This window comes from Burkholderia latens (assembly GCF_001718795.1).
GTDB classification, from domain to species: Bacteria; Pseudomonadota; Gammaproteobacteria; order Burkholderiales; family Burkholderiaceae; genus Burkholderia; species Burkholderia latens_A.
In genome coordinates, this window is the sequence record NZ_CP013438.1 from 2092684 (window position 1) to 2113570 (window position 20887).

17 protein-coding genes are annotated in these 20887 nt (G+C 66.7%); 7 read left to right on the top strand and 10 right to left on the bottom strand.

Features of this window, described 5'->3' with window-relative positions; all coding sequences use genetic code 11:
- Nucleotides 1–25: 25 nt before the first annotated feature.
- Nucleotides 26–886: an alpha/beta hydrolase gene (locus tag WK25_RS28535; protein WP_069243365.1), complete on the bottom strand. Its 861-nt coding sequence runs from the start codon at nt 884–886 to the stop codon at nt 26–28.
- A gap of 173 nt (nt 887–1059) precedes the next feature.
- On the opposite strand from WK25_RS28535, the gene ceoR reads away from it, so the two are divergent.
- Both ceoR and WK25_RS28545 read left to right on the top strand, forming a co-directional pair.
- Nucleotides 1060–2064 (top strand): putative multidrug efflux transcriptional regulator CeoR, encoded by a 1005-nt coding sequence (gene ceoR / locus WK25_RS28540; protein ID WP_069243366.1) that lies wholly within the window; start codon nt 1060–1062, stop codon nt 2062–2064.
- A 414-nt stretch (nt 2065–2478) separates the two neighbouring features.
- Nucleotides 2479–2775 carry a DUF4148 domain-containing protein gene (locus tag WK25_RS28545; RefSeq protein WP_040138761.1) on the top strand — a complete coding sequence of 99 codons (297 nt, stop codon included), beginning with the start codon at nt 2479–2481 and terminating at the stop codon, nt 2773–2775.
- A 228-nt stretch (nt 2776–3003) separates the two neighbouring features.
- Here the strand turns inward: WK25_RS28545 and WK25_RS28550 are convergent, their stop codons facing one another.
- The 3 genes from WK25_RS28550 to WK25_RS28560 all read right to left on the bottom strand — a co-directional run bounded on the left by WK25_RS28550 (nt 3004) and on the right by WK25_RS28560 (nt 7351).
- Nucleotides 3004–4083 (bottom strand): purine-nucleoside phosphorylase, encoded by a 1080-nt coding sequence (locus tag WK25_RS28550; RefSeq protein ID WP_040138762.1) that lies wholly within the window; start codon nt 4081–4083, stop codon nt 3004–3006.
- A 364-nt stretch (nt 4084–4447) separates the two neighbouring features.
- Nucleotides 4448–5512, bottom strand: a complete 1065-nt coding sequence (gene selD, locus WK25_RS28555; RefSeq protein ID WP_040140831.1) for a selenide, water dikinase SelD — start codon at nt 5510–5512, stop codon at nt 4448–4450.
- Nucleotides 5513–5842: 330 nt separating this feature from the next.
- Complete coding sequence (locus WK25_RS28560) at nt 5843–7351, bottom strand: PLP-dependent aminotransferase family protein (RefSeq protein WP_040138763.1); 1509 nt, start codon at nt 7349–7351, stop codon at nt 5843–5845.
- 125 nt (nt 7352–7476) lie between these two features.
- Here WK25_RS28560 and WK25_RS28565 point away from each other — a divergent pair, with 125 nt between their 5' ends.
- Complete coding sequence (locus WK25_RS28565; RefSeq protein WP_156789119.1) at nt 7477–8760, top strand: 4-aminobutyrate--2-oxoglutarate transaminase; 1284 nt, start codon at nt 7477–7479, stop codon at nt 8758–8760.
- A gap of 97 nt (nt 8761–8857) precedes the next feature.
- Nucleotides 8858–10327, top strand: coding sequence for an NADP-dependent succinate-semialdehyde dehydrogenase (gene gabD / locus WK25_RS28570; protein ID WP_069243367.1), 1470 nt, complete (start codon nt 8858–8860; stop codon nt 10325–10327).
- A gap of 109 nt (nt 10328–10436) precedes the next feature.
- Here the strand turns inward: gabD and WK25_RS28575 are convergent, their stop codons facing one another.
- The 3 genes from WK25_RS28575 to WK25_RS31550 all read right to left on the bottom strand — a co-directional run bounded on the left by WK25_RS28575 (nt 10437) and on the right by WK25_RS31550 (nt 14287).
- Nucleotides 10437–11981, bottom strand: a complete 1545-nt coding sequence (locus WK25_RS28575; RefSeq protein ID WP_069243579.1) for a PAS domain-containing methyl-accepting chemotaxis protein — start codon at nt 11979–11981, stop codon at nt 10437–10439.
- Between the two features lie 395 nt (nt 11982–12376).
- Nucleotides 12377–13921 (bottom strand): PAS domain-containing methyl-accepting chemotaxis protein, encoded by a 1545-nt coding sequence (locus WK25_RS28580; protein WP_069243368.1) that lies wholly within the window; start codon nt 13919–13921, stop codon nt 12377–12379.
- 75 nt (nt 13922–13996) lie between these two features.
- Nucleotides 13997–14287 carry a hypothetical protein gene (locus tag WK25_RS31550; RefSeq protein ID WP_156789120.1) on the bottom strand — a complete coding sequence of 97 codons (291 nt, stop codon included), beginning with the start codon at nt 14285–14287 and terminating at the stop codon, nt 13997–13999.
- 123 nt (nt 14288–14410) lie between these two features.
- On the opposite strand from WK25_RS31550, the gene WK25_RS28585 reads away from it, so the two are divergent.
- Together WK25_RS28585 and WK25_RS28590 are read left to right on the top strand one after the other, a co-directional pair.
- The gene (locus WK25_RS28585; protein WP_069243369.1) at nt 14411–14971 is read left to right on the top strand and encodes a GNAT family N-acetyltransferase; all 561 of its coding nucleotides are present in this window, start codon (nt 14411–14413) and stop codon (nt 14969–14971) included.
- A 64-nt stretch (nt 14972–15035) separates the two neighbouring features.
- Entirely contained in the window at nt 15036–15563 is a 528-nt protein-coding gene (locus tag WK25_RS28590; protein WP_069243370.1) for a DUF523 domain-containing protein, read from the top strand.
- A gap of 105 nt (nt 15564–15668) precedes the next feature.
- Here the strand turns inward: WK25_RS28590 and pcaF are convergent, their stop codons facing one another.
- Nucleotides 15669–16871 carry a 3-oxoadipyl-CoA thiolase gene (gene pcaF / locus WK25_RS28595; RefSeq protein WP_069243371.1) on the bottom strand — a complete coding sequence of 401 codons (1203 nt, stop codon included), beginning with the start codon at nt 16869–16871 and terminating at the stop codon, nt 15669–15671.
- A gap of 227 nt (nt 16872–17098) precedes the next feature.
- Here pcaF and WK25_RS28600 point away from each other — a divergent pair, with 227 nt between their 5' ends.
- On the top strand, nt 17099–17887 hold the full coding sequence (locus tag WK25_RS28600; protein ID WP_040140837.1) for an IclR family transcriptional regulator: 789 nt from the start codon (nt 17099–17101) through the stop codon (nt 17885–17887).
- A gap of 318 nt (nt 17888–18205) precedes the next feature.
- Here WK25_RS28600 and WK25_RS28610 read toward each other — a convergent pair whose 3' ends face one another.
- Both WK25_RS28610 and WK25_RS28615 read right to left on the bottom strand, forming a co-directional pair.
- Entirely contained in the window at nt 18206–19537 is a 1332-nt protein-coding gene (locus tag WK25_RS28610; protein WP_069243372.1) for an MFS transporter, read from the bottom strand.
- A gap of 64 nt (nt 19538–19601) precedes the next feature.
- Nucleotides 19602–20792 (bottom strand): M20 aminoacylase family protein, encoded by a 1191-nt coding sequence (locus WK25_RS28615; RefSeq protein WP_040140838.1) that lies wholly within the window; start codon nt 20790–20792, stop codon nt 19602–19604.
- Between the last annotated feature and the right edge of the window lie 95 nt (nt 20793–20887).

Consider the following 20887-nt stretch of genomic DNA (forward strand, 5'->3'; position numbering starts at 1 on the left):
CTCCGGTAAGCGTGGCGTGGTCTGGTTATTCGGATCGATTCGGCTGGCGCGCCTGGAAACGGCACTGGAAGAAGCGCACGGCTTCCTCCAGCGCGGCCTCGTGCGTCGCGAGCGCCGCATGCGTGACGTCGGGGTAGCGGATCACCTGCGTGAGCACGCCCGATGAAATCAGGCAGCCCGCATATTTCTCCGCCTCGACGTGCAGCACGTCGTTCTGCGCGGTGACAACCAGCGTCGGCGGCAAGCCCGCGAGGCGCACCGATTCGAGCGGGGCCGCATACGGGTGCATGCGCTGCGCCGCCTGCGGCAGGTACGCGCGATAACAGGCCGCGCATTCGCGCGCGGTGATGTCCGACGAAAGACGTTCGGCGTCGCCGATGCGCGTCATGCTCGGGTCGAGCATCGGCCCGAACAGCGCCTGCGCGGCGATCGGCACTTCACCGCGATCGCGCGCGATGAACGCGAGACAATTCGCGAGCTGGCCGCCCGCGTCATGACCCGCGACGCCGATCTTCTTCGGATTGCCGCCGAACGAGCGGGCGCGCGTCGCGGCCCATACGGCGGCGCGATACGCATCCTCCGGCGCGGCCGGAAACGGAAAGGCCGGTGCGAGCGAATAATCGACCGACACTACGAGAGCTGGTAAGCGTTCTGCTAAAAAGCGCGCGGCGAAGTCGGCGTCGTCGAGCGTGCCGCGCACGAAACCGCCGCCGTGGAAATAAAGCACTACCGGCAATCCGGTCTTGTCCGCGCGCCGATACAGACGCAGCGCAATGTCCTGCGCGTAGCCGGGGATTTCCACCTCCGCGACCGTCAACGCCGCGTCGGCTCTGGCTTCGGCGGGCAATGCGGCTTTCAGGAATTTGCTGAATTCAGAAGCGTCCATGACGATGCAGCATCCATTTCGAGATGGAACGAATTCTGGGTCCGGCAGACATCCGGATAAATGCCTATAATCCGGCAACACAATTCAACGCCCCCGAACAATCCCAGGCTGCGCTTACCCATCAGGTAGCGCAGCCTCTTTGTTCGGGGGCTCATTAGATTGCGGAGGTTGTGATGGACCGGCTTCAGGCCATGCAGGTGTTTACTCGCGTCGTCGATACAAGCAGCTTCACCAAGGCAGCAGAAACGCTCGGCCTGCCGCGGGCATCCGTCACGACGATCATCCAGAATCTCGAAGCATTCCTCGGCGTGCGGCTGATGCACCGGACGACGCGCCGGCTGTCGCTCACGCCCGACGGCGCAGCGTACTACGAACGATGCGTGCGGATCCTCGCCGACGTCGAGGAAACCGAAGCACGCTTCCAGGCCAACAACCGGAAGCCGCACGGAAAGTTGCGTATAGACATGCCGGGGTCGATCGGCCGGCTCCTCGTGATTCCGTCTCTGTGTGAATTCCATACGCGCTACCCGGACATCGATCTGCAACTCGGCCTGTCGGACCGGCCGGTCGATCTGCTGCAGGAAGGCGTCGACTGCGTGATCCGCGTCGGGGCGCTGCAGGATTCGTCGCTCGTCGCGCGCCGCGTCGGCCTGTTCGAGTGCGTGTCGGTCGCCGCGCCCGCGTATCTGGAGAAGTATGGCGAACCGCACACGATCGAGGAACTGAGCGATCACAAGGCGGTGAACTATTTCTCGAGCCGCACGGGCCGCACGATCGACTGGACGTTCCTGACCGACGGCAAGGAAGTCGAGGTCAAGATGAACGCGATCGTGTCGGTCAACGACGCCGATGCATACGTGACCTGCGGGCTCGAAGGTTTCGGGCTGATTCAGCCGCCGCTGTTCATGGTGCTGCCGCACTTGCGCGACGGCCGGCTCAAGGAAGTGCTGCCCGGCCTGAAGCCGCTGCCGATGCCGATCTCGGTGGTATATCCGCACAGCCGGCACCTGTCGCCGAAGGTGCGCGTGTTCGTCGACTGGATCGCCGAAGTGTTCGACCGCTGCCCGCTGCTGAGCGGCAAGGGCAGCCTCGACGCGACGTGCAGCAAGCGCACGTTCGAGGAAGCCGAGCGCGCGCCGGCGCTCGACACGCCGGTCATCAACGAATGGGTCGCATAATCGTCTGATTCGCGGCGCGCGGGCTGTTCTGCCCGCGCGCCGTCCTGCCTTCGCGCCGCTTCGGTGTCACTTCGCGTGACCGCTGCCGCCACACGCTGTCTTTCCCGAATCCGCATCACACCTTTGCACCACGCGCGGCAATCGCCCGGTCGCGGCGTCGCGCGCACCGCCCCGCATCGCCGCGAGCCCCGCTGCACGCCGCTGTGCGCGAGGGTCGAATAACCCTGATGAAGGTACGTATCGCGATTGTTCCTCCATCGCGACAATTCAATTCGCATCGGCGGCATTTATCGAGCCGGCACGGACACCTAGAGTAAACCCTGTCGCGCACTTCGTTGCGCATCGAATAGCCCCGCTTGACGGGACCGGAGCGAGCGCCCACGCGCCAACTCCGACCAACACAGGAGTTACGTCATGAACCGCCGCCATCTTCTCTCCGCCGTCGCCGTCGCACTCGCCGTGTCCGCACCGGCCTTCGCCGATACGACCACCCCGCACGCCGGCGACTACGGCAACACGTCGTGGTACACGCAGCACAACAACGGCCCGCGCACGCGCGCCGAAGTCAGCGCCGAAGTCGAACAGGCGCGCCGCGACGGCACGCTCGCATGGCTGCGCAAGGCCAATTCGTATCCGCAAGGGCTCGAACTCGCGCAAGGCCCGTATCGCTCGATGCCGGAGAGCAATCAGCTCGCAGGCGGCGCGCGATAAACGTCGGTAAACGAGCAACGCCGCGCAGAGCATGATCGTCTGCGCGGCGTCGCGATACCGCCGTCGAACACTCGATTAGTCAGTTAGTTGCAGGAGTCTGTGATGAACGACCAACTTCCTTCGCCGCTCGATCATTGGGACGACACCACGCCGGTGTGGACGCCGTTCCGTTCCGCGCCGCAATCGCATTGACCTTCGCGGCGACGTGTCGCCGACAGCGGTCGGCCGTCAGCGGCGCGGCACGCCGTCGCGCCATTCGCCCCAGTGCGTGACGATGTCATGCACGAGCGGATTGCCGGCGCGGTACAGGTTTTCCGTCGCCGGCGCGAAGCCGCCCTGATCCGCGTAGTTCAGCAGGTTGTCGGCGCTCGTCTGCCCGGCGTACGGGCGGTCGAAATCTGAGCCCGTGCGCAGCACCGCGACACGCGACAAGTCGACGCGCTTCACGCTCGCCGCGCGCTTCAGCGCTTCATATGTCGCATTGTCTTCCTGCGCGGTCATGCAATAGGTGCCCTTGCCGTCGGTGAGGATCTTCGTCCACTGGCGCGCGCGCTCGCCTATCAGCGTGCCAGAGAACCACGTGTTCCCCGACGACGTGTCGCACTGGATCACGGTCGGCGGCCGGTTCGCCGGCGCGTACGTGAACTTCGCGCGCGCCGCCTGCGCCTGTGCGCTGTCCGCGAGTACGACGTTGCGTGACAGCGCGTACGCGGCGTCGGCCAGCTGCGGGTTCAGCTGGAACACTTCGGTGCGGTAGTCGAGCGGCGGCTTGTCGTTCGGGCTCTTCGTGTTGATGCCGAGGAAGCCGGTGTTCCAGCCGGCCGGAATCTCGCGCGCATCGAGTTCCCACTGCAGGCTGAAATCGACCAGATATTTCGACCAAGCGGCCGAGCCGACCGTGCCTTGTGCCGGGTCGACGCCTGCAATGCCGGAAACCAGGAAATACGTGCGACGCAGATCGAAGCGCGACGAGAACGTGAGCGCCATGATCGTCGCGGACGCGTTCGCGTAGCCCATGCCGGTCGTCACCACGCATACGTCCTGCTTGTTGCAGTGAACGGCCGGATAATCGGGCGACAGGCCGGGCACAGTGATGTCGCGCCACGGGCCGAGCCGGTCGAGCCATGCCTGGCCTTCCGGCCCGAACATCGTGATGATCATGACCTTGACCGGGCGGCCATGTGAGCCGGCCTCGGCGAATGCCGCGTTGACCGCGTCGCTGCCCGGGTTGTCCTGCGCGATCGACGGCGCGGTTGCACAGGCTGCGAGCGAAAATGCGGCGGCGGAAAGAATGGAGCGAGTCAGCATCGGCGTTCCTTGTTTCGGTGAGTGAGTGAGAACGACTGTCGGAGACTGCGCGACGGAGTATAGAACGCGCGGGCGCGGGCGGGAACCCGACTACGAAACGGCCGGGACTGCTCGAGCGCGCGTCTGTGGACATCGAACGCACGGCAACACGACGCGCATGTCTCGTTACAACGTCAGGAATGCTATTCGTTTTAGCCGGCACTCACGCCGGCCATGATGCGGACCATGCAACGCGAACCAAGACAAGTGTGGCGTGGTTCGCCCTCCATTCGCCGAACAGAAGAACGGTCATCGATCATCGATGCCGGCGAGTACCGGCATCGACTCCCGCGACAGTCAGCGATCGGCGCGGGAGAAAGCCGCATCAGCCCACATCGACGCGTGCCGGCCCGTCCACCATCTCGCCGATCACGGCGGCACGGTCGAAACCGTCGGCGCGGAAGCAAGCGAGCACGTCGTCGACTGCGTCCGGCGCGCATGCGACCAGCAGGCCGCCGGATGTCTGCGGATCGGTCAGCAGCGCCTGCGCGACCGGCGGCAGCCCGTCGGCGAGCCGCACGTCGGCGCCATACGCGGCCCAGTTGCGGCCCGATGCGCCGGTGAACACGCCGTCGGCGACGAACGCCTCGACGCCCGCCAGCCACGGCAGCGACGCGTAATGCACGCGCGCCGTGAGATTCGCGCCTCGCGCCAGTTCGAGCGTGTGGCCGAGCAGCCCGAAGCCCGTGACGTCGGTCAACGCATGCACGCCCGGCAGCGCCGCGAGTTCGGCGCCCGGCCGGTTCAGCTTCGTGGTCGTCGCAACCATCTGCGCATAGCCGTCGGCATCGAGCTGGTTTTTCTTCAACGCGGCCGACAGTACGCCGACGCCAAGCGGCTTGCCGAGCACGAGCACGTCGCCCGCACGCGCGGCCGCGTTGCGCTTCACGCGCGACGGATGCACGACGCCGATCGCCGCGAGTCCGTAGATCGGCTCGACCGAATCGATCGAATGGCCGCCAGCAACCGGAATGCCGGCGTCCGCACACACCGACTCGCCGCCGCGCAGCACGGCCGCGATCGTCTCGTGCGGCAACACGTTGATCGGCATTCCGACCAGCGCGAGCGCGAGAATCGGCTTGCCGCCCATCGCGTAGACATCGGACAGCGCGTTCGTGGCCGCGATCCGGCCGAAGTCGAATGGATCGTCGACGATCGGCATGAAGAAATCGGTGGTCGCGACGATCGCCTGCTCGTCGTTGAGCCGGTAGACCGCCGCGTCGTCGGAGGTTTCGGTGCCAACCAGCAGATCGGGAAACAACGCCGGCGGCGTCGCGCGTTTCAGCAGTTCGGACAGCACGCCCGGCGCGATCTTGCAGCCGCAGCCGCCGCCGTGCGACAGGCTCGTGAGGCGTGGAACGGCGGGCGGGGTGAGGGTGGCTTCGGTCATCGTCGGCATCCGGTGAATAACAACGTTCCATTATCGACAATTCCGCGCGAGCGCGCCCGATACCCACGCAAGCGACAGCGCGTGCCAGCCCTCGCTCGCGACCTTTGCGATCGTGATCTTCGCGTACCGGCGCCTGCCGGACGCGACCGTGTCCGCACTGCGCGAACGCATCCGATCTTTGCGATCGCAATCGGCCGGTTCGCGATGCGCGAGCAGAGCCGGCGCGGGCGGCCCGGCACGCAGCGGCTTGCCTCATACGCACGGGTAGTGCCCGGCGCCGCGTTGATCAAAGCGCGAACAGCCAGCTTGCCCGCGGCACCGCGCGCGCCGTTACGCCGCCGCCACGACCTTGTCGAACGCGCGCTCGTCGATTGCCTCGGCGAGCGTCGAGAACGCAGCCGGAATCTCGTCCTCCGGCACGCACGCGTAGCCGAGCAGCAAACCCGACGCCGCGCGCTCGCGCTCCGCGTAATACCCGGACAGCGGCCGCACGACGATGTTGCGTTCGAGCGCGGCCTGCGCGACCGCGCGATCGTCGACACCATCCGGCAACCGCGTGACGAGATGCAACCCCGCATCGCTGCCGAGCGCGTGCAGCGTATCGCCGTAGCGGCGCGCGACCGCATCGAGCAGCACCTCGCGGCGCTGCCCGTACAGCGTGCGCATCTTGCGGATATGCGACACGAAGTGCCCTTCCGCGATGAACTCGGCGAGCACCGCCTGCTGCAGCAGCTGACCTTCGCGGTACAGCTCGGCGCTCGCGGTCGCGAAGCTCTCCGCGAGCGGCTCCGGCGCAACGAGGTAGCCGACCCGCAGCCCCGGGAACAGCGTCTTGCCGAAACTGCCGACGTAGATCACCTGCCCGGCGGTGTCGAGCCCCTGCAACGATGCGAGCGGCCGGCTGCCGTAGCGGAACTCGCTGTCGTAATCGTCCTCGATGATCCAGCAGCCGTGCTGGCGCGCGTATTCGAGCAGCATCCGGCGGCGCGCGAGGCTCATCACCATCCCGAGCGGATATTGATGCGACGGCGTGACGAGCATCAGCTTCGGCGGCTCGGCGAGATCGGCGGCCGACGGCGCGATCCCTTCGTCGTCGACCGGAATCGGCCGCGTGGTCAGCCCCGACACGTTCAGCACGCTGCGCACGCCCCAGTAGCACGGATCTTCGGTCCAGATCGCGTCGCCCGGATCGGTCAGCAGCCGCACCGCGAGGTCGATCGACTGGTGGATGCCCGTCGTGATCACGATCTGCTCGGGCGTGCAGCGCACCGAGCGCGACGTGCGCAAGTAGTCGGCGAGTGCCTCGCGCAGCAGCGCGAGCCCGCCGCCGGGCGCGTAGGTCAGCAGATCCGGGCGCAGACGCCGCCAGTACTTGTTGTGCAGCCGCGTCCACACGCGCGCCGGAAAACGGGACACATCGGGCACGCCCGGCATGAACGCGCCGCCCTGCCGCTTCGACACACCCGCGCCGTCGACAAGCCGCGTACCGCGCTCGGACAGCCGCCGCGCGGGCGACTGCACGACCGCCGGCCCGGCCGCCGGATCGGCCGGCGCACCGACGATCTCGTCCGGCGCGCTGTCCGCGACGAACGTGCCGCGGCCCGTCGCAGAGTTCACATAGCCTTCGAGCGCCAGTTGTTCGTAAACCTGCGTGACCGTGTTGCGCGCGATTCCGAGCTCGGCTGCGAGCAGCCGCGACGACGGCACGCGCGTGCCGGCCGGCAGTTCGCGCGACAGGATCGCCTGCTGCAGCAGCCGGTGCAGCTGCCGGTAGATCGGCTGATTGCCGCCGCGCACGAGGCGCTGCGCCAGCCAGTCCGACAACACGCTTGCGCGCATGATTGGCTCCTGAATATTTATTGAAATGGCTCTGATTGCCGGAGCCAAATGTGATTATAGTCGCCTCCATGGGCTGCCAACGCGGCCGTTTTTATCCCACCGGACAGAACATCAAGGAGATGACCGTGAAGAATGCCGACCTGCAGGCCCGCAAGAACGCCGCCACCCCGCGCGGCGTCGGCGTGATGTGCGATTTCTACGCAGCCCGCGCCGAGAACGCGGAGCTGTGGGATGTCGAAGGCCGCCGCTTCATCGATTTCGCCGCCGGGATCGCGGTGCTGAACACGGGCCACCGCCACCCGAAGATCGTCAAGGCGATCTCGGATCAGCTGAACAGCTTCACGCACACCGCTTACCAGATCGTCCCGTACGCGTCGTACGTCGAGCTCGCGGAAAAGATCAACGCGCGCGCGCCGGGCGACTACCCGAAGAAGACCGCGTTCTTCACGACCGGCGCCGAAGCCGTCGAAAACGCGATCAAGATCGCACGCGCGGCGACGGGCCGTCCGGGCGTCATCGCGTTCTCGGGCGGCTTCCACGGCCGCACGATGATGGGCATGGCGCTGACCGGCAAGGTCGCGCCGTACAAGCTGAACTTCGGCCCGTTCCCGGGCGACGTGTTCCACGCACCGTATCCGAATGCGCTGCACGGCGTGACGACGGCCGACTCGATCAAGGCGATCGAGATGCTGTTCAAGGCCGACATCGATCCGAAGCGTGTCGCCGCGATCATTTTCGAACCGGTCCAGGGCGAAGGCGGCTTCAACCCGGCGCCGGCCGAATTCGTGCGCGCGCTGCGCAAGATCTGTAACGAGCATGGCATCCTGCTGATCGCCGACGAAGTGCAGACCGGCTTCGCGCGCACCGGCAAGCTGTTCGCGATGCAGCACTACGACGTGCTGGCCGACCTGATCACGATGGCGAAGAGCCTCGCGGGCGGCATGCCGCTGTCGGGCGTCGTCGGCCGTGCGGACCTGATGGACGCGGCCGCTCCCGGCGGCCTCGGCGGCACCTACGCGGGCAACCCGCTGGCCGTGGCATCGGCGCACGCGGTGCTCGAGATCATCGACGAAGAGAAGCTGTGCGAGCGCGCGACGCAACTCGGCGACGTACTGAAGGCGAAGCTGAACGCGCTGCAGGCGGACGTGCCGCAGATCGCCGACGTGCGCGGTCCGGGCGCGATGATCGCGGTCGAATTCCTGAAGCCGGGCACGGGCGAGCCGGACGCCGACTTCACGAAGCGCGTGCAGGCGCGTGCGCTCGAGCGCGGGCTGCTGCTGCTCGTGTGCGGCGTGTACTCGAACGTCGTGCGCTTCCTGTTCCCGCTGACGATCCCGCAAGCCGTGTTCGACGAAGCGCTCGTGATCCTCGAGGAAGTGCTGAAGGAAACGGTCGGCGTGCCGGCCTGAGTTCCCGTCCACTGCGGCTGAATGCGCCGCCGCCGTCTTCACGACGGCGGCGGCGTTCATCTGTCCTTACCCGTCCTTTTCGAAGCAGGCGATTCATATGAGCACCGTTCAGGAAACCCTGGCACTGAAAGATCCGTCGCTGTTCCGCCAGCACGCGTACGTCAACGGCGAATGGCAACGCGCGGCGAACGGCGAGTCGTTCGAGGTCCGCAACCCGGCCACCGGCGGACTGCTCGGCACCGTGCCGGCGATGGGCGCGGCCGAGACGCGTCACGCGATCGAGGCCGCGAACGCCGCGTGGCCGGCGTGGCGCAAGAAGACCGCGAAGGAACGCGCGACGATCCTGCGCAAGTGGCACGACCTGATGATCGAGAACGCCGACGATCTCGCGCTGATCCTGACCACCGAGCAGGGCAAGTCGCTGGCCGAAGCAAAAGGCGAGATCGGCTATGCGGCATCGTTCCTCGAATGGTTCGCGGAAGAAGGCAAGCGCGTGTACGGCGATACGATCCCGACGCCGGCAAGCGACAAGCGCATCGTCGTGACGAAGGAAGCGATCGGCGTGTGCGCGGCGATCACGCCGTGGAACTTCCCGGCGGCGATGATCACGCGCAAGGTCGGCCCGGCGCTCGCGGCAGGCTGCCCGATCGTCGTGAAGCCGGCCGAGGCGACGCCGTTCTCGGCGCTCGCGATGGCCGTGCTGGCCGAGCGCGCGGGCGTGCCGGCCGGCGTGTTCAGCGTCGTCACGGGCGACCCGAAGGCGATCGGCGGCGAACTGACGTCGAACCCGATCGTGCGCAAGCTGTCGTTCACGGGCTCGACGCCGGTCGGCCGGCTGCTGATGTCGCAGTGCGCGGCAACGGTGAAGAAGGTCTCGCTGGAGTTGGGCGGCAACGCGCCGTTCATCGTGTTCGACGACGCCGACCTCGACGCGGCCGTGCAGGGCGCGATCGCGTCGAAGTATCGCAACAGCGGCCAGACATGCGTGTGCACGAACCGCTTCTACGTCCACGAAGCCGTGTACGACCAGTTTGCGCAGAAGCTCGCGGCGGCGGTCGGCCAGTTGAAGGTCGGCCGCGGCACGGAGCCGGGCGTCACGCAAGGGCCGCTGATCAACGAAGCGGCGGTGCTGAAGGTCGAGGCGCACATCGAAGATGCGCTCGCGAAGGGCGCGACCGTCGTGACGGGCGGCAAGCGCCATGCGCTCGGCCACGGCTTCTTCGAGCCGACCGTGCTGACGGGCGTCACGCCGGCGATGAAGGTTGCGAAGGAAGAGACGTTCGGGCCGCTCGCGCCGCTGTTCAAATTCGGCAGCGACGACGAGGTGATCCGCCTCGCGAACGACACCGAATTCGGTCTCGCCGCGTATTTCTACAGCCGCGACATCGGCCGCGTGTGGAAGGTCGCCGAAGCGCTCGAATACGGGATGGTCGGCATCAACACGGGCCTGATCTCGAACGAAGTCGCCCCGTTCGGCGGCGTCAAGCAGTCGGGCCTCGGCCGCGAAGGCTCGCATTACGGCATCGACGACTACGTCGTGATCAAGTACCTCTGTCTGGCCGTCTGACGGCTCGGGGCCGGTCGCGTGAGCGGCAGGCCCTGACCGCCCGGCCGGAACCGGGCGGTCACGACGCGGGCCGGCGCCCCTCTCCGCCGCGCCCGCGTCATCTCCGTCTTCAGCGAAACACGTTCACCGCATCCACGAGCCGCGTCGCCTGCTGCTTCAGGCTTTCCGACGCCGCCGCGCTTTGCTCGACCAGCGCCGCGTTCTGCTGCGTGATGTTGTCCAGATGCACCACCGCCTGGTCGACCTGCGCGACGCCCGTGCTTTGCTCCGCCGTCGACGAGCTGATCTCCGCGATCAGGTCCGACACGCGTTTCACCTGCGTGACGATCTCCTCCATCGTCTTGCCCGCGCCATCGACGATTCGCGCTCCGGATTCGACCCGCTCGACGCTCGCGCCGATCAGCGTCTTGATTTCCTTCGCCGCGTTCGCGCTGCGCTGCGCGAGCGCACGCACCTCGCCCGCGACCACCGCGAAACCGCGTCCCTGATCGCCCGCCCGCGCGGCTTCGACCGCCGCATTCAGCGCGAGAATGTTGGTCTGGAACGCGATCCCGTCGATTACGCCGATGATGTCCGAGATCTTCCGGGAGCTGGCCGTGATGTCGTTCATCGTCGTGACGACTTCGCTCACCGCGTGCCCGCCGCGTTCGGCCGCTTCGCTCGCCGACACCGACAACTGATTCGCCTGCAGCGCGGTCTCCGCATTGCTCGATACGGTCGCCGTCATTTCGGCCATCGACGCGGCCGTCTGCTGCACGCTGGTGGATGCCTGTTCGGTGCGCGCGCTCAGGTCGTTGTTGCCCTGGGCGATCTCGTTGCTCGCACGCTGCACGTTGAGCACCTGCTCGCTGACGTCGTCGACGAGCCAGCGTAACATCAACCCGAGCTGGTTGATCGTGCGCAGCGTCATGCCGATCTCGTCGACGCGGTTCATCGCGACACCGGTGCGGCTCTCGCCGGTCGCAACGCGCAACGCCTGGTCGCGCAGCTGCATCAGCGGACGCGCGATCTGTGCATCGAGCCACAGGCCGGCGGCCACCGACACGCCCGCGGTCGCAGCCGCGAACGCGGCGAGCGCGCCGCCGGCGAGCCCGCACGCCCAGCCCGCGCCGACGACGGCCGGCGCGAGCACGCACAGCGTCGAATGCAGCCGCGCGCGCACCGACATCGTCTGAAACAGCGACGCGACGCGCATCAGTCCGGTCCGGACGATCAGCCCCTTGTAGAAACGGCGGTTGCCTGCCTTGCCTTCGCGGAAGGCGCGGTACAGCGCATCGGCGGCAGCGATCTCGTCGCGCGTCGCCTTCGTGCGCACCGACATGTAACCCGTCGGCTGTCCGTTGCGCATCACCGGCACCGTGTTCGAACGCACCCAGTAGTGATCGCCGTTCTTGCGGCGATTCTTCACGAGCGCGGTCCACGGTTCGCCGTTCTTCAGCGTCGTCCACATGTCGGCGAACGCCTCTTTGGGCATGTCCGGATGGCGCACGACGTTGTGCGGCTGACCTTCGATTTCCTCCGGCGAGAATCCGCTGACCTGGATAAAGGCGGCGTTCGCGTACGCGATGTAACTGTTCGCGTCGGTAGTCGACATCAGCGTCGCGTCGTCGGGAAATTCGAATTCGCGTTGCGTGACAGGCTGGTTATTGCGCATGGTGTGGAGTTCCTGGTTGCAGATCTTGCGTCCGCTTGGTGACTGGATCGGGACCGCCCGCATCGCGGTCGGCCCGCATGCGTTCGATCCCACTCCTGCGCTTTCGGCAAAACTTCGGAAAACATTATGCCGGGCACGGATAAATATGCACTAAATTTGCATCAACCTGCTTTAGCCGAACATTTTGTTTATACGTGAATAAAAACGCCTTTTTATCAATGACTTGAAACACATTCGTCTGATAATTCGGCGCGCCGCCACTACCCGGATTAACGACGAGGTTAAGAAATCCCGACCGCGAATGCGCATCGTTCGCCGCGTGCATATCGAAACGGAAACGCAAACGCGTCGCCTCGCGTCGGGCCTGGCCCACGCGCAAGCGTGCGCCGCGATCGTTATCGAAATACGTTCACCGCATCCACGAGCCGCGTCGCCTGCTGCTTCAAACTTTCCGACGCCGCCGCGCTTTGCTCGACCAGCGCCGCGTTCTGCTGCGTGATGTTGTCCAGATGCACCACCGCCTGGTCGACCTGCGCGACGCCGGTGCTTTGCTCCGCCGTCGACGAGCTGATCTCCGCGATCAGGTCCGACACGCGCTTCACCTGCGCGACGATGTCCTCCATCGTTCTGCCCGCATCGTCGACTCGCCGCGCGCCGGACTCGACCCGCTCGACGCTCGCGCCGATCAGCGTCTTGATTTCCTTCGCCGCGTTCGCGCTGCGTTGCGCGAGCGCGCGCACCTCGCCCGCGACCACCGCGAAACCGCGTCCCTGTTCGCCCGCGCGCGCGGCTTCGACCGCCGCATTCAGCGCGAGAATGTTGGTCTGGAACGCGATCCCGTCGATCACGCCGATGATGTCGGCGATCCTGCGCGAACTGTCGGTGATGTCGCGCATCGTCGTGACGATCTCGTTCACCGCCTGCCCGCCACGCTCGGCCGCATCGCTCGCGGACATCGCGAGCCGGTTCGCCTGCAGCGCGGTCTCCGCATTGCTGTCGACGGTGGCCGTCATCTCGGCCATCGACGCGGCCGTCTGCTGCACGCTGGACGCAGCCTGTTCGGTGCGCGCGCTCAGGTCGTTGTTGCCCTGCGCGATCTCGTTACTCGCGCGCTGCACGTTGTGCACCTGTTCGCTGACGTCGTCGACGAGCCAGCGGAACATCAACCCGAGCTGGTTGATCGTGCGCAGCGTCATGCCGATCTCGTCGACGCGGTTCATTCTCACGCCGCGGCGGCTTTCGCCGGTCGCGACGTTCAGCGCCTGATCGTGCAGCCGCTTCAGCGGACGCACGATCTGCGCATCGAGCCACAAACCCGCCGCCGCCGACACGCCCACCGTCGCCGCCGCGAACGCGGCGAGCGTGCCGCCGGCGAGCCCGCACGCCCAGCCGGCACCGACGACGGTCGGCGCCAGCACGCACAGCGCAGCGTGGACGCGTGTGCGCACCGACATTGCCTGCGGCAGCGACAGGATGCGCATCAGCCCGGTGCGCACGACCAGTCCCTTGTAAAATCGGCGGCCGCCTGCCTTGCCCGCGCGGAACGCGCGGTACAGCGCATCCGCGGCCGCGACCTCGTCGCGCGACGCGCGCGTGCGCACCGACATGTAGCCATGCGGCGCGCCGTTGCGCATCACCGGCACCGCGTTCGCGCGCACCCAGTAATGGTCGCCGTTCTTGCGGCGGTTCTTCACGAGCGCGGTCCACGGCTCGCCGTTCTTCAGCGTCGCCCACATGTCGGCGAACGCCTCCTTCGGCATGTCCGGATGGCGCACGACGTTGTGCGGCTGGCCAACGAGTTCGTCGGCCGGGAAACCGCTCACGTGCGCAAACGTCGTGTTCGCGTACGTGATGATGCTGTCGGCATCGGTGGTCGACATCAACGTGACGTCGTCGGGAAACTCGAATTCCTGTTGGGTGACTGGCTGGTTGTTGCGCATGCAAGGCTCCGATAGGCGGTTCCGGATGCGGAATCCGCGCAGCGCTGAAATCGCGCTCAGTAGCCGAAAAACGGTTTATCGCTTTACGACGGTCTCGTCCTTGCTGTCGGCACGTTCCGGAAAAACCTTAATCCGAACGCGCATAAATTCCCGAATTCGTCCATCGGGATGATTTCGATCAAATAATCCCGCGATAATCTCAGCCGGCGCTTCTCGAATAATGCGCGATGCTTTATGGGATAACATCGGCGCACACACCAATCCGGCCAGCCATTGCAGACGACGAAACGACTCATCCGGATCGGCCTTTCGACGGCATTCGATCGCGAAAATGCGGCAGCCTGATGCATGGCTGACGACGAACATTATTAGCTGCCTGTTCTGGAAGCCGCGATGCGGCGCGTTTGGCGAAAATGCGCGCGAGGCTCACGGCACCGCAACGGGCACCACGGCAAGCACATGACAACCTACCCCGCCCGCGGCAACCGCATGACGCGCCGCACCGCCGCCGAATGCGACGCACTGTCGTCCCGCGAGCTCGCTCGCGACGAGATTCCGCTCGTGTGGACCATCGACCGGCGCGAGATCATTCATCATTTGTACGTGCTGCGCGACGGCGAACTGCGGCTCGTTCCCGACTTTTACGACGTGCGCAGCTGGCCGGACGGCGAAGCCGAGCACTACACGCCGATCCTGCTCGACTGCCACGATCGCGGTGGCTGGTGTGTCGGAATGTTCGACGGCGCGACGCTCGTCGCGGCCGTCATCGTCGACAGCGATCGGCTCGGCCCGCGACGCGACATGCTGCAACTGAAATTCCTGCATGTGAGCCATGACTGGCGCGGCTGCGGGCTCGGCGAGCGGCTCTGTCGCGCGGCCCGCGCGCAGGCCCGGGCGATGGGCGCGGAACGGCTGTACGTGTCGGCGACGCCGTCGCAGCGCACGATCGACTTCTATCTGCGTCTCGGCTTCCGCGTCAGCCCGTCGCCCGATCCGGCGCTGTATGCGCTGGAGCCGGAAGACATCCATCTGGAAGCGCCGACGGCCTGACACGCGCACGCGCCCGCGTCCGTAGAATTTCCGCTGCCCCAACCCGCCTTCACGGAGAACGCCCATGCAAAACGCGGCGCGGCAGTCAGCCCTGGCGAAGATCCTCGTCAGCATGTGCGTGCTCGGCCACCCGGTCCGCTACAACGGCTCGGCGAAAACCGCCGCACATGACGCGCTCGCGCGGTGGCAGCGCGAAGGGCGGCTGGTGCCCGTGTGTCCGGAACTTGCGGGAGGATTGAGCGTGCCGCGCCCGCCCGCCGAAATCGCGGACGGTGCAACAGGGCAACGCGTGCTGACGGGCGCCGCGCGCATTGTCGACGTGCACGGCGCCGACGTGACCGCGCAATTCGTCGACGGCGCACAGGCGGCGCTCGCGCTCGCGCGTGCACACGATTGCCGCTTCGCGATCCTCGCGGACGGCAGCCCATCGTGTGGAAGCCGTTTCATCCACGACGGAAGTTTCACGGGCCGGCGCCATGCCGGCGCGGGCGTGACGGCGGCGCTGCTGCGCCAGCATGGTGTCGAGGTATTCGCGGACACCGAGTTCGACGCGCTTGCCGCGCGGGTCGCGCAATATTCGCAGGCCGAATGACGATGTGGCCGCCACGACGATCTCTCGTGGCGGCCACATCGTTTTGGAAAGAACATGCGGCGAAGCGGCGCGCGCACTGCGCACACGCGTCGCCGCATCGCGCGGTCACACGCGTTCGATCGCGATCGCGATGCCCTGGCCGACGCCGATGCACATCGTGCACAGCGCGAAGCGGCCGTTGGTGCGATGCAGCTGGTACATCGCGGTCGTCACGAGGCGCGCACCCGATGCGCCGAGCGGATGGCCGAGCGCGATCGCACCGCCGTTCGGGTTCACGCGGGGATCGTCGTCGGCGACGCCGAGCATGCGCAGCACCGCGAGCCCCTGCGACGCGAACGCTTCGTTCAGCTCGATCACGTCGAACTGGCCGATCGTCATCCCGAGCCGCGCAAGCAGCTTCTGCGTCGCCGGCGCCGGGCCGATGCCCATCACACGGGGCGCGACGCCGGCTGTCGCGATGCCCAGCACGCGTGCGCGCGGGGTCAAGCCGAAGCGCTTCGCGGCGGCTTCGTTAGCGAGCAGCAACGCGGCCGCGCCGTCGTTGACGCCCGACGCGTTGCCGGCCGTGACGGAGCCGTCCGGGCGCACGACGCCCTTCAGCTTCGCGAGCGCGTCGAGCGACGTCTCGCGCGGATGTTCGTCGCGCGAAAACACGACAGGATCGCCCTTCTTTTGCTGAATCGTGACCGGCACGATTTCCTCGGCAAGCGTGCCGTCCTGCTGCGCACGCGCGGCCTTCTGCTGGCTGCGCAGCGCGAACAGATCCTGGTCGGCGCGGCTGATGTTGTAATCGACCGCGACGTTCTCGGCGGTCTCCGGCATCGAGTCGACGCCGTGCAGCTGTTTCATCAGCGGATTGACGAAGCGCCAGCCGATCGTCGTGTCGTAGATGTCGGCCTGGCGCGCGAACGCGCTGGCGGCCTTGCCCATCACGAACGGTGCGCGCGTCATGCTTTCGACGCCGCCGGCCACCATCAGCGCAGCCTCGCCCGACTTGATCGCGCGCGCGGCCACGCCGACCGCGTCCATCCCGGAACCGCACAGGCGATTGATCGTCGAACCCGGCACGCCTTCCGGCAAGCCCGCGAGGAGCGCGGACATGCGCGCGACGTTGCGGTTGTCTTCGCCGGCCTGGTTCGCGCAGCCGTAGATCACATCGTCGATCGCCGTCCAGTCGACGTCGCGGTTGCGCTCGACGAGCGCCTTCAGCGGCACTGCGCCGAGGTCGTCGGCGCGCACGCCGGACAGCGCGCCGCCGTAACGGCCGATCGGGGTACGGATCGCATCACACAGAAAAGCTTCGGTCATCGGTGTCTCCGGTCTCATGCAAGGCTGGTAAGTGAATCAAACGCGCCCCTTGCATTGCCCGCCGGGATGCGCTTAAATGTTCTATATACGAACATAAGATCGTGTATCGAACGTTCAACGCATCATAGGGAGTGCGGGGACGACCTGTCAAGCGCGCGGTCCGTCGCGCGGTTGGCGTGCCGGGCCCCATGCGCTATCTTCTCGGCTGCACGACAATCCGACCGTTCATGACCATCGAAGACATCCAGACCAAACCGGGCGACTCCTACGTACAGTCGTTCGCGCGCGGCCTTGCGGTAATCCGCGCATTCGACGCGCAACGCCCGGAGCAGACGCTCACCGAGGTCGCGTCGGCCACCGGGCTCACGCGCGCGGGCGCGCGCCGGATCCTGCTGACGCTGCAGACGCTCGGCTACGTCGAAGCCGACGGCCGGCTGTTCCGCCTCACGCCGAAGATCCTCGAGCTCGGCTTCGCATACCTGACGTCGATGCCGTTCTGGAATCTTGCCGATCCGGTGATGGAGCAACTGTCCGCGCAGATCCACGAAAGCTGCTCGGCCGCCGTGCTCGACCGCACCGAGATCGTGTACGTGCTGCGTGTGCCGACCCGCAAGATCATGACGATCAACCTGTCGATCGGCAGCCGGCTGCCCGCGTACTGCACGTCGATGGGCCGCGTGCTGCTGTCCGCGCTCGACGATGCGGCGCTCGACGAAACGCTCGCGCAAAGCGGCATTCGCGCGCACACGCCGCGCACGATCACCGATATCGGCGAATTGAAGGCGACGATCGCGCAGGTGCGCCAGCAAGGCTGGGCCGTGGTCGATCAGGAACTCGAAGTGGGCCTGATGTCGATCTCCGCGCCGATCCGCAACCGGCGCGGGCAGGTGATCGCCGCGATGAACATCAGCGGCAACGCGCAGCGGCATACCGCGAAGCAGATGGTGAAGGAGTTTCTGGGGCCGCTGCAGCAGGCCGCGCAGACGGTGTCGGAACTCGTCGCTCGGCGAGGGTGAGCGGTTGCTTCGCTCGCCGGACGGGCCGCACACGACCGTTCGCGGATTGCGCGGACAAAAAGACGGGCGGCAGGAGCCGCCCGCTCAACTCTCTGACTCTGCTTGCAACTTGCTTCGTGCGGAACACTGGGCGCGCTCCGCATCGGCAAATTTAGGGATGCGCCAAAACACCGTCAATTTGACGAGAACGAAATTGCGCCGCATCGCTCTGACACACGGCCATCCCGCCGATCGCGCATCCGGCAGCATCCCGTTTCGCATCGGCATCGTGCCCGTGATGCGCCCGACGGGCGCGCCGGCAGCCGCCCGCATCGCGCATCAGTCCATCGACTCGCGCGCCGTCTCGCGCAGCATCGCGACCGCGACCAGCGACAGCACCACGCACGCGGCCACATAGCCTGCCGGCGCGAGTTTGCTGCCCGTGATCTTCACGAGCCACGTCGCGATCAGCTGTGCGGTGCCGCCGAAGATCGTCACCGCAAGCGCGTACGCGATCGAGATGCCGGTCGCGCGCACGTGGCGCGGCAGCGACTCGCACATCAACGCCATTTCGGATGCCGACCCGAGCGAATAGAACAGCAGCATCAGCGCGGTAAGCGGCAGGATCACCGACAGCGTCGGATGATGGTTCATCAGCCAGAACGCCGGAAACAGCAGCAGCACGAGCACGCCGCGCCCGACGAAGATCGGCATGCGCCGGCTGCCGAGACGATCCGACAGCCAGCCGAACAGCGGACACGTCACCAGCATCACGCAACCCGACGCGACGCCGACGAACATCGACAGCTTCATCGGCAGCCCGAGCGTATGAATCGCGTAGGTCGGCATGTAGAAAGTCAGGATGTAGGTCGACACCGTGCCGCCCATCACCGTCAGCATCAACAGCAGCACCGTGCGCGTGTGCTTCGAGAACAGCTCGCGCAGCACGCCGCGTTCGATCGCGTGATGGTTGTCGCCGGGCGCATCATCCGCGAGCCGGCGCCGCAAAATCATCCCAACCGGCGCGATCAGCACGCCCACGAGGAACGGCAGACGCCAGCCCCAGCCTTCGAGCGCATCCTTCGTCAGCGTGTTGGACAGCAGCGCCGCGAAACCCGAACCCATCAGCGCCGCGCCGCCCTGCGTCGCGAGCTGCCAGCTCGCGCGGAACGCGCGGCGCGACGTGCCGCCCTGCTCGATCAGCGTCGACGTCGCCGCGCCGAATTCGCCGCCCTGCGAAAAGCCCTGCATCAGCCGCGCGCAGACCACCAACAGCGGCGCGGCCACGCCGATCTGCGCGTAGGTCGGCGCGATCGCGATCAGGCCGGTGCCGAGCGCCATCAGCATGATCGTCAGGTTCAGCGCGGCCTTGCGGCCCTTCCGGTCCGCATAGACGCCGAGCACGACGCTGCCGAGCGGCCGCGTGAAGAAACCGGCGGCAAACGTTGCGACGGACAGCAGCAGCGACGTGGTCGCGTCGCTCGACGGGAAGAACAGCTTGCCGATCAGCACCGCGAAGAAGCCGTACACGGTGAAATCGAAGAACTCCAGCCAGTTGCCGATCACGGCCGCCGCGATCGCGCCGCGTTTCGTGACGGCCGGCGCGGCGCGCGTACCGGTTTCGACGGCGTCCGCCGACACGGGGTGCAGTGCGAGATGGTCCTTCTGCATCGCTCGAATCTCCTGTCAATGCGGCCGGAAACGCCGGCCTGCCGTCGCCCGTCGCGACGGATCGTCACTGCGCCAGGTAACGTTCGACGAGGCGCGTCCAGTACGCCGCGCCAATCGGCAGGTTGCGGTCGTTGAAGTCGTACTTCGGGTTGTGCACCATGCAGCCGTCCTCGCCTTCGCCGTTGCCCAGCCGTACGAACGAGCCGGGCCGCTGCTGCAGCATGAACGCAAAATCCTCGCTGCCCATCAGCAGGTCGGCCTGCTCGACCACGTGCGCGTCGCCGACGAGTTCGCGCGCGACCTGCGCGGCAAAATCCGTTTCGGCATCCGTATTGACGACGACCGGATAGCCTTCGATGTATTCGACGTTCGCGGTTGCGCCGTAGCTCGCGGCTTGCGACTCGGCGAGCTCGACGATGCGGCGCTTGAGCAGCGCCCGGACTTCGGGGCTGAACGAGCGCACGCTGAGTTCGAGGCGTGCACCGTTCGGAATCACGTTGTTTGCGGTGCCCGCGTGCATCGAGCCGACCGTGACGACCGCCGGTTGCGACGGGTCGACGTTGCGCGCGACGATCGTCTGCAGCGCCATCACGATGCTTGCGGCAACCACCACCGGATCGACCGTCAGGTGTGGACGCGCCGCGTGGCCGCCCACGCCCTCGATCGAGATGACCGCCTTGTCGCCGGCCGACATGAACGGGCCGCGGCGCGTGAGGAATACACCGGGCGCCGCGCCCGGATGGTTGTGCATTCCGAACACCGCATCGCACGGAAAGCGTTCGAACAGGCCGTCGTCGATCATCTTCTTCGCACCGCTGTCGACGCCGTGCTCTTCCGCCGGCTGGAAATACAGATGCACGGTGCCGGAGAAGTTGCGCGTCCTGGCGAGGTGCTGCGCGGCGCCGAGCAGCATCGTCGTGTGTCCGTCGTGCCCGCACGCGTGCATCTTGCCGTGCGTGCCGCTCGCGTACGGCAGCCCGGTGGCCTCGACGATCGGCAGTGCGTCCATGTCCGCGCGGATGCCGATGCTGCGCTTGCCGTCGCCGACGCGCAGCGTGCCGACCACCCCCGTCTTGCCGACGCCGCGCGTGACCTGCCAGCCCCATTGCTCGAGTTTGTCCGCGACGAGCGCCGCGGTTTCGTGCTCCTCGTACGCGAGTTCCGGGTGATGGTGAATGTGATGGCGAATCTCGCGCAGCGCGCCGGCGGCGGGCATCAGATCGTCGATTTCGGTAAATCGGGCGGCGGTGGTCATCAAGCGGCTCCTGCTGGTCGGCGGTCAGCCGCACGCGGCGATTGCGTGCGGGAAAGCGAGCCACTATAGCTAGCCGATATCGGTTCAATAAGATG

What these genes read in the sequence shown, in the direction of transcription:
- WK25_RS28535 (WP_069243365.1), bottom strand. Translation starts at nt 886, where the DNA reads ATGGACGCTTCTGAATTCAGCAAATTCCTGAAAGCCGCATTGCCCGCC.
- ceoR (WP_069243366.1), top strand. Translation starts at nt 1,060, where the DNA reads ATGGACCGGCTTCAGGCCATGCAGGTGTTTACTCGCGTCGTCGATACA.
- WK25_RS28545 (WP_040138761.1), top strand. Translation starts at nt 2,479, where the DNA reads ATGAACCGCCGCCATCTTCTCTCCGCCGTCGCCGTCGCACTCGCCGTG.
- WK25_RS28550 (WP_040138762.1), bottom strand. Translation starts at nt 4,083, where the DNA reads ATGCTGACTCGCTCCATTCTTTCCGCCGCCGCATTTTCGCTCGCAGCC.
- selD (WP_040140831.1), bottom strand. Translation starts at nt 5,512, where the DNA reads ATGACCGAAGCCACCCTCACCCCGCCCGCCGTTCCACGCCTCACGAGC.
- WK25_RS28560 (WP_040138763.1), bottom strand. Translation starts at nt 7,351, where the DNA reads ATGCGCGCAAGCGTGTTGTCGGACTGGCTGGCGCAGCGCCTCGTGCGC.
- gabD (WP_069243367.1), top strand. Translation starts at nt 8,858, where the DNA reads ATGAGCACCGTTCAGGAAACCCTGGCACTGAAAGATCCGTCGCTGTTC.
- WK25_RS28575 (WP_069243579.1), bottom strand. Translation starts at nt 11,981, where the DNA reads ATGCGCAATAACCAGCCTGTCACGCAACGCGAATTCGAATTTCCCGAC.
- WK25_RS28580 (WP_069243368.1), bottom strand. Translation starts at nt 13,921, where the DNA reads ATGCGCAACAACCAGCCAGTCACCCAACAGGAATTCGAGTTTCCCGAC.
- WK25_RS31550 (WP_156789120.1), bottom strand. Translation starts at nt 14,287, where the DNA reads ATGTTCGTCGTCAGCCATGCATCAGGCTGCCGCATTTTCGCGATCGAA.
- WK25_RS28585 (WP_069243369.1), top strand. Translation starts at nt 14,411, where the DNA reads ATGACGCGCCGCACCGCCGCCGAATGCGACGCACTGTCGTCCCGCGAG.
- WK25_RS28590 (WP_069243370.1), top strand. Translation starts at nt 15,036, where the DNA reads ATGCAAAACGCGGCGCGGCAGTCAGCCCTGGCGAAGATCCTCGTCAGC.
- pcaF (WP_069243371.1), bottom strand. Translation starts at nt 16,871, where the DNA reads ATGACCGAAGCTTTTCTGTGTGATGCGATCCGTACCCCGATCGGCCGT.
- WK25_RS28600 (WP_040140837.1), top strand. Translation starts at nt 17,099, where the DNA reads ATGACCATCGAAGACATCCAGACCAAACCGGGCGACTCCTACGTACAG.
- WK25_RS28610 (WP_069243372.1), bottom strand. Translation starts at nt 19,537, where the DNA reads ATGCAGAAGGACCATCTCGCACTGCACCCCGTGTCGGCGGACGCCGTC.
- WK25_RS28615 (WP_040140838.1), bottom strand. Translation starts at nt 20,792, where the DNA reads ATGACCACCGCCGCCCGATTTACCGAAATCGACGATCTGATGCCCGCC.